At 59.0% G+C, this 7185-nt stretch carries 6 protein-coding genes; 4 read left to right on the top strand and 2 right to left on the bottom strand.

Features of this window, described 5'->3' with window-relative positions; translation table 11 throughout:
- Window positions 1-203: 203 nt before the first annotated feature.
- Window positions 204-1424, bottom strand: a complete 1221-nt coding sequence (locus CAF87_RS27890; RefSeq protein WP_085733815.1) for a CaiB/BaiF CoA-transferase family protein — start codon at window positions 1422-1424, stop codon at window positions 204-206.
- Between the two features lie 13 nt (window positions 1425-1437).
- On the bottom strand, window positions 1438-2619 hold the full coding sequence (locus CAF87_RS27885; protein ID WP_085712999.1) for an acyl-CoA dehydrogenase: 1182 nt from the start codon (window positions 2617-2619) through the stop codon (window positions 1438-1440).
- A 158-nt stretch (window positions 2620-2777) separates the two neighbouring features.
- Here CAF87_RS27885 and CAF87_RS27880 point away from each other — a divergent pair, with 158 nt between their 5' ends.
- From CAF87_RS27880 to CAF87_RS27865, 4 genes are all read left to right on the top strand, one after another.
- Complete coding sequence (locus tag CAF87_RS27880; protein WP_085733816.1) at window positions 2778-3677, top strand: LysR family transcriptional regulator; 900 nt, start codon at window positions 2778-2780, stop codon at window positions 3675-3677.
- A gap of 434 nt (window positions 3678-4111) precedes the next feature.
- On the top strand, window positions 4112-5233 hold the full coding sequence (locus CAF87_RS27875; RefSeq protein WP_085733817.1) for a Re/Si-specific NAD(P)(+) transhydrogenase subunit alpha: 1122 nt from the start codon (window positions 4112-4114) through the stop codon (window positions 5231-5233).
- Between the two features lie 15 nt (window positions 5234-5248).
- On the top strand, window positions 5249-5569 hold the full coding sequence (locus CAF87_RS27870) for an NAD(P) transhydrogenase subunit alpha (RefSeq protein WP_003220416.1): 321 nt from the start codon (window positions 5249-5251) through the stop codon (window positions 5567-5569).
- Window positions 5569-7002, top strand: a complete 1434-nt coding sequence (locus CAF87_RS27865; protein ID WP_085733818.1) for an NAD(P)(+) transhydrogenase (Re/Si-specific) subunit beta — start codon at window positions 5569-5571, stop codon at window positions 7000-7002. The genes CAF87_RS27870 and CAF87_RS27865 overlap by 1 nt, the downstream gene beginning before the upstream one ends.
- The last annotated feature ends 183 nt before the right edge of the window (window positions 7003-7185 follow it).

Below are 7185 nucleotides of genomic sequence, written 5' to 3'. Positions count from 1 at the left end.
AACGTGTAACTCATTGAGTTTCAAGGAGTTTTCCGTTTCGACTGCGCCGGAAGTGGGGCGAATTATAGGCCTCCAGAATCTGCCGTCAACCCTTAATTTCGCTTTTCTTTCAATAACTTGCGGATGGGCTAAAAAACACTCAAGACCCTCTATATAGAAGAAGGATTCAGTACCCCTCCTATATAGATATATAGAGAGAACCCTCAGAGCACTCCATCCGCTTTCATCGCAGTCACTGCACCCGCCCCAAGACCCAGCACCCGCTGCAAAACCTCCAGCGTATGCTCGCCCAACAAAGGAGGCGCACGGCGATACTCGACAGGAGTCCGCGACAACCGGATCGGACTAGCCACCTGCGGCACCATCCCCGCCAGCGCGTGAGGCAGCTCAATCGCCAACCCGCGAGATTTCACCTGCGGATCCTCGAACACCTGCGACAGATCATTGATCGGCCCACACGGCACACCCGCTTGCTCCAGTTGAGCCACCCATTCGGCGGTCGTCTTGAAGACTGTCACCTGACGGATCAGCGGAATCAGTACCGCCCGGTTCGCCACCCGTAGCTTATTGGTCGCGAAACGTGGATCGTCTGCCCACTGTGGCTGCCCGGCCACCTCGGCAAACTTGCGGAACTGTCCGTCATTACCCACGGTAAGAATGAAGTCACCATCAGCCGTAGGAAAATCCTGGTACGGCACGATATTCGGATGTGCATTCCCTAGCCGCTTTGGCGCATTACCCGTCGTCAGGTAGTTCATCGCCTGGTTGGCCAGACACGCCACCTGTACATCCAGCAGCGCCATATCGATATGTTGGCCGCCGCCATCGTGATCACGGTGAGCCAGCGCCGCCAGGATCGCCACGGTCGAATACAGCCCCGTGAGGATATCCGTGAGCGCCACACCCACTTTCACCGGCCCGGCGCCCTCATCACCTTCAGGTCGACCTGTGAGACTCATCAGCCCGCCAAGCCCTTGGATCATGAAGTCGTAACCCGCGCGCTTGGCATACGGCCCGGTCTGGCCAAAACCGGTGATCGAGCAATAGATCAGATCCGGATTGATCGTCTTCAGCGACTCGTAATCCAGGCCATAAGCCGCCAGACCACCCACCTTGAAGTTCTCGATCAGGATGTCCGACTTGGCTGCCAACTCCCGTACCAGTTTCTGACCTTCGGGACGTGTGAAGTCGATCGTCACCGATTGCTTGTTGCGGTTGGCCGACAGGTAATAAGCCGCCTCGCTGGTATTCTCGCCGTAAGCGTCCTTCAGGAAGGGCGGCCCCCAGGCACGAGTGTCGTCACCATTGCCCGGGCGCTCGACCTTGATAACTTCCGCCCCAAGGTCGGCAAGAATCTGCCCGGCCCACGGACCGGCCAGCACTCGCGACAAATCCAGTACCCGCAGATGCGACAACGCGCCCATGGTCGCTCTCCTATTAATAGAACGCCTGCAGGCCGGTCTGTGCACGACCCAGGATCAGCGCATGAACGTCGTGAGTACCTTCATAGGTATTCACCACTTCCAGGTTGACCAAGTGACGGGCCACCCCGAACTCATCGGAGATCCCGTTGCCGCCCAACATGTCACGGGCCATGCGAGCGATATCCAGCGATTTGCCACAGGAGTTGCGCTTCATGATCGAAGTGATTTCAACCGCAGCGGTGCCTTCATCTTTCATGCGCCCCAGACGCAGACAGCCTTGCAGCGCCAGAGTGATTTCGGTCTGCATGTCAGCCAGCTTCTTCTGGATCAACTGAGTAGCAGCCAACGGACGACCGAACTGCTGGCGATCCAGGGTGTACTGGCGTGCGGTGTGCCAGCAGAATTCAGCCGCTCCCAACGCACCCCAGGAGATGCCATAACGAGCAGAGTTGAGGCAGGTGAACGGACCTTTCAGGCCACGCACATCCGGGAAAATGTTTTCTTCCGGCACGAACACGTTGTCCATGACGATTTCGCCAGTGATCGAAGCCCGCAGGCCGACCTTGCCATGAATCGCCGGAGCGCTCAGACCTTTCCAGCCCTTCTCCAGAACGAAACCACGGATGTCGCCCGCATCGTCCTTGGCCCAGACGACGAACACATCGGCGATCGGGCTGTTGGTGATCCACATCTTGGCGCCGGTCAGGCTGTAGCCGCCTTCGACTTTGCGTGCACGCGTAATCATCGCACCCGGGTCGGAACCGTGGTTCGGTTCGGTCAGACCAAAGCAGCCGATCCACTCGCCGGACGCCAGTTTCGGCAGGTACTTCTGTTTCTGTGCTTCGGTGCCAAATTCGTTGATCGGCACCATCACCAGCGAAGACTGCACGCTCATCATCGAACGGTAGCCGGAATCCACGCGCTCGACTTCACGGGCAATCAGGCCATAGCTGACGTAGTTGAGGCCGCTGCCACCATACTGCTCGGGGATGGTCGCGCCCAACAGGCCGACTTCGCCCATTTCACGGAAGATTGCCGGGTCAGTCTTCTCATGGCGGAAGGCTTCAAGAACACGTGGCGCGAGGCTCTGCTGGGCGAATTGCTCGGCAGTGTCGCGGATCATGCGTTCTTCTTCAGTCAGCTGTTGATCCAGCAGCAGGGGATCGATCCAGTTGAAGCTAGCTTTACCGCCCATGAGTGAGTCCTCGCAAATCGGGTGAATTAACGTGGCATTGATCCTAGGCCCGCTTCGCCATCCCGGCAAACGAGGATTTCGCATCCTGTTGTGCTAATTTCTCACTCCGAAACGTCGCCAAGTGCCTTATATGCGACGTATTAGTGAGGTTGACGTACATGCGCCGCAAGATACCCAGCACCACCGCCCTGATCAGCTTCGAGGCAGCCGCCCGCCACGAGAGCTTCACCAAGGCCGCCGAAGAACTTTCCCTCACGCAGGGCGCCATTTGCCGACAGATCGCCAGCCTTGAGGACTTCCTCAGTGTCGAACTCTTTCGACGCTCGCGACGCGGAGTGAAGCTGACCGAAGCGGGCCTTTCCTACAGCCGCCGGGTTGCCACCCAACTCGATGCCGTGGAGCGCGACACCCTGTCAGTGATGGGTCAGCAAGGCACCAACGTGATCGAGCTCGCTGTGGTGCCCACCTTCGGCACGCAATGGCTGCTGCCAAGACTCAAGGACTTTCAGCTCAAACATCCGGAGGTGACGGTCAACCTGACCAACCGAACCCGCCCGTTCCTGTTTGCCGACACGGAATTCGATGCCGCCATCTACTTCGGCGATGCCGATTGGTCGGGTACCGAATCCCACAGGCTGATGGGCGAGAATCCGATGCCGGTGTGCAGCCCCGCCCTGCTCGGCAACAAGATGCATCTGACGCCGGATGAAATCGCCGATCTGCCACTGCTCCAGCAAACCACCCGCCCCTACGCCTGGCGACAGTGGTTCAACTCGCAACACCTGAACATCCCCCGCGACATGACAGGTCCGCGCTACGAGCTATTCTCCATGCTGGCCCAGGCAGCCATGCACGACATGGGGATCGCGCTGATCCCACCGTTCCTGATCCAGCGCGAATTGGCCGAGAAACGCTTGGTGATAGCCAACCCGAATGCACTCTCCAGCATCAAGGCGTATTACCTGATGATTCCGGAGCGAAAGGTCGAATCGGCGTCACTCAAGGCTTTTCGCGATTGGTTGGTAAACCAGGCACACAGCTACAACCTTGAAGGCTAAAGGCTTTCAGCGATTACTAACCCCGTAGTCAGAAAAATCAAAGCCCTACAGATATAACTATTTGTCGCAAATCGACAGACTGTATCCGAAAGTCGTACAGACGTCCCACAAGCGCCTGCCGACGTGGCTTTGCGCCCTCATTCGCGACTCATTGAGGACTATTCACGTCACCGATGAGAAAAATCTTCAAATTCATCCAGACTCCTTGAAAGGCACGGCCTGCAAGGGATTCAACTGGCCATCTGCGACATTCGGTCACGGGATGACTTGTAGTTAATTTTCCGTCACCCGTCATAATCCCTTGAAGGGCATAAACTTCGCCTGCAAAATGCCGCGCCCCGCCCTGATTTGGCGGGATCGTGCTGATCGGCCGCCCCAGTCGCACCATCCGTAGTGCATGGGTTTACTCAATAAGATCACGCAGGAGATTTGACGTGCACATTGGTGTTCCTCTCGAAACCCAGACCGGTGAAACACGGGTTGCTGCAACCCCGGAAACCATTAAAAAGCTGATCAGCCAAGGTCATAAGGTCACTGTGCAAACCGGCGCCGGCGTTAAAGCCAGTGTTGTCGACAGTGCCTATGAAGCGGCAGGCGCAACCATTGGCAGTGCCAATGACGCGTTTGGCGCCGAGCTGATTCTCAAAGTGGTCGCGCCAAGCGATGCCGAACTGACGCTGATCAAGCGCGGCACCGTGCTGGTGGGCATGCTCAACCCGTTCAACAACGACACCATCGCGAAGATGGCCGAGTGCGGGATCACCGCGTTCGCTCTGGAAGCAGCGCCACGTACGTCCCGGGCCCAGAGCCTTGACGTGCTGTCGTCCCAGGCGAACATTGCCGGCTACAAGGCCGTGCTGCTGGCCGCCCACTACTATCCGCGCTTCATGCCGATGCTGATGACCGCTGCGGGCACCGTGAAAGCGGCACGCGTGCTGATTCTGGGCGCTGGTGTGGCTGGGTTGCAGGCGATTGCCACGGCGAAACGTCTGGGCGCCGTCATCGAAGCGTCTGACGTACGTCCGGCCGTGAAGGAGCAGATCGAGTCCCTCGGCGCCAAATTCGTCGACGTGCCTTACGAGACCGATGAAGAACGCGAATGCGCGGTTGGCGTCGGCGGTTATGCGCGTCCGATGCCGGCGAGCTGGATGCAGCGTCAGGCCCAAGCCGTGCACGAGCGCGCCAAACAGGCTGACATCGTCATCACCACCGCACTGATCCCGGGCCGCAAGGCACCGGTTCTGTTGAGCGCGGACACTGTGGCGCAAATGAAACCCGGCTCGGTGGTCATCGACCTCGCTGCAGCCCAGGGTGGCAACTGCCCGCTGACCATGGCTGATCAAGTTGTGATCGAGAACGGCGTGACCATCGTCGGCCCGACCAACCTCGCCGGTGAAGTCGCTGCAGACGCTTCGGCGCTGTATGCCCGCAACCTGCTGGACTTCCTGAAGCTGGTGTTCACCAAAGAAGGCCAGTTCGAAGTGAACCTCGAAGACGACATCGTCGCCGCATGCCTGATGTGCCGCGACGGCCAAGTCATCCGCAAAAACGCCTAAGCAGGGATTCAGACGATGGAAGAGCTTATCTCCCCCGGTATCTACAACCTGATCATCTTCGTGCTGGCGATTTATGTCGGTTACCACGTGGTCTGGAACGTTACACCCGCATTGCACACGCCGCTGATGGCGGTGACCAACGCCATTTCGGCGATCGTGATCGTCGGCGCCATGCTTGCCGCCGCACTGACCGTCACTCCACTGGGCAAGACCATGGGCACCCTCGCCGTGGCGCTGGCCGCGGTCAACGTGTTCGGTGGCTTCCTGGTCACCCGCCGCATGCTTGAGATGTTCAAGAAGAAAGCCCCGAAAGCAAAAGAAGAGGCGCCCAAGTAATGAGCATGAACCTCGTCACGACGCTCTACCTGATCGCGTCGATCTGCTTCATCCAGGCCCTCAAGGGTCTGTCGCACCCGACCACGTCGCGCCGCGGCAACCTGTTCGGCATGCTCGGCATGGCGTTGGCGATCCTTACCACCGTCGGCCTCATCTATAAGCTGGGCGCTGAGCTGGCCACCGCCGGTATCGGCTACGTAATCGTCGGCCTGCTGATCGGCGGCACCGCCGGTTCGATCATGGCCAAGCGCGTTGAAATGACCAAGATGCCGGAACTGGTTGCGTTCATGCACAGCATGATCGGCCTGGCAGCGGTGTTCATCGCCATCGCCGCCGTGGTCGAGCCGCAGTCCTTGGGCATCGTCAAGCAACTGGGCGACTCGATCCCGGCGGGTAACCGACTGGAGCTGTTCCTAGGCGCAGCCATCGGTGCTATCACCTTCTCCGGTTCGGTGATCGCCTTCGGCAAGTTGTCGGGCAAGTACAAGTTCCGTCTGTTCCAAGGGGCACCAGTACAGTTCAGCGGTCAGCACAAGCTGAACGCGGTGCTGGGTCTGGCGACGCTGATCCTCGGCGTCACCTTCATGTTGACCGGCAACCTTACCGCGTTCGCACTGATGCTGGCTCTGGCGTTCGTCATGGGCGTGCTGATCATCATCCCGATCGGTGGCGCCGACATGCCGGTGGTGGTGTCGATGCTCAACAGCTATTCCGGCTGGGCAGCGGCGGGTATCGGCTTCTCGCTGAACAACTCGATGCTGATCATTGCCGGCTCGCTGGTGGGTTCGAGCGGTGCGATCCTCTCGTACATCATGTGCAAGGCGATGAACCGCTCCTTCTTTAATGTACTGCTCGGCGGTTTCGGCAATACCGCAGACTCCGGTCCTGCCGGCGAGAAGGAAGCTCGCCCGGTGAAATCCGGCTCGGCTGACGACGCGACCTTCCTGCTGACCAACGCCGACACCGTGATCATCGTGCCGGGCTACGGCCTGGCGGTGGCCCGTGCACAGCACGCATTGAAAGAGCTGACCGAGAAGCTGACCCACCATGGCGTGACCGTGAAGTACGCGATCCACCCGGTGGCCGGTCGGATGCCTGGCCACATGAACGTACTGCTGGCCGAGGCCGAAGTGCCGTACGACCAGGTGTTCGAGATGGAAGACATCAACTCCGAGTTCGGCCAGGCCGACGTGGTGCTGGTGCTCGGCGCCAACGACGTGGTCAACCCCGCTGCCAAGAACGATCCGAAGTCGCCGATTGCAGGCATGCCGATTCTCGAAGCCTTCAAGGCCAAAACTGTCATCGTCAACAAGCGCTCGATGGCCAGCGGCTACGCCGGTCTGGACAACGAACTGTTCTACCTGGACAAGACCATGATGGTGTTCGGCGACGCGAAGAAAGTCATCGAAGACATGGTCAAAGCAGTCGAGTAACCCTCGCAGGCAATACCAAACGCCCCGACTTGTCGGGGCGTTTTTGTTTGCGAAAACCGTCGGACAATTTGCCGCGTTGTTGCAGATCCGGTAACGGTGTTTTACTTGAAACCCGCTAAATAGACGCCTCGTTTGCGACCTTGGTAGCGGGACAGGCGCCCGCGAAATTCACTAGACTGCGCA

This window comes from Pseudomonas sp. R38(2017) (genome assembly GCF_002112395.1).
Lineage (GTDB): Bacteria > Pseudomonadota > Gammaproteobacteria > Pseudomonadales > Pseudomonadaceae > Aquipseudomonas.
Note: the sequence above shows the minus strand (reverse complement) of the source record. Positions and strands in the feature narration are given on the sequence as shown.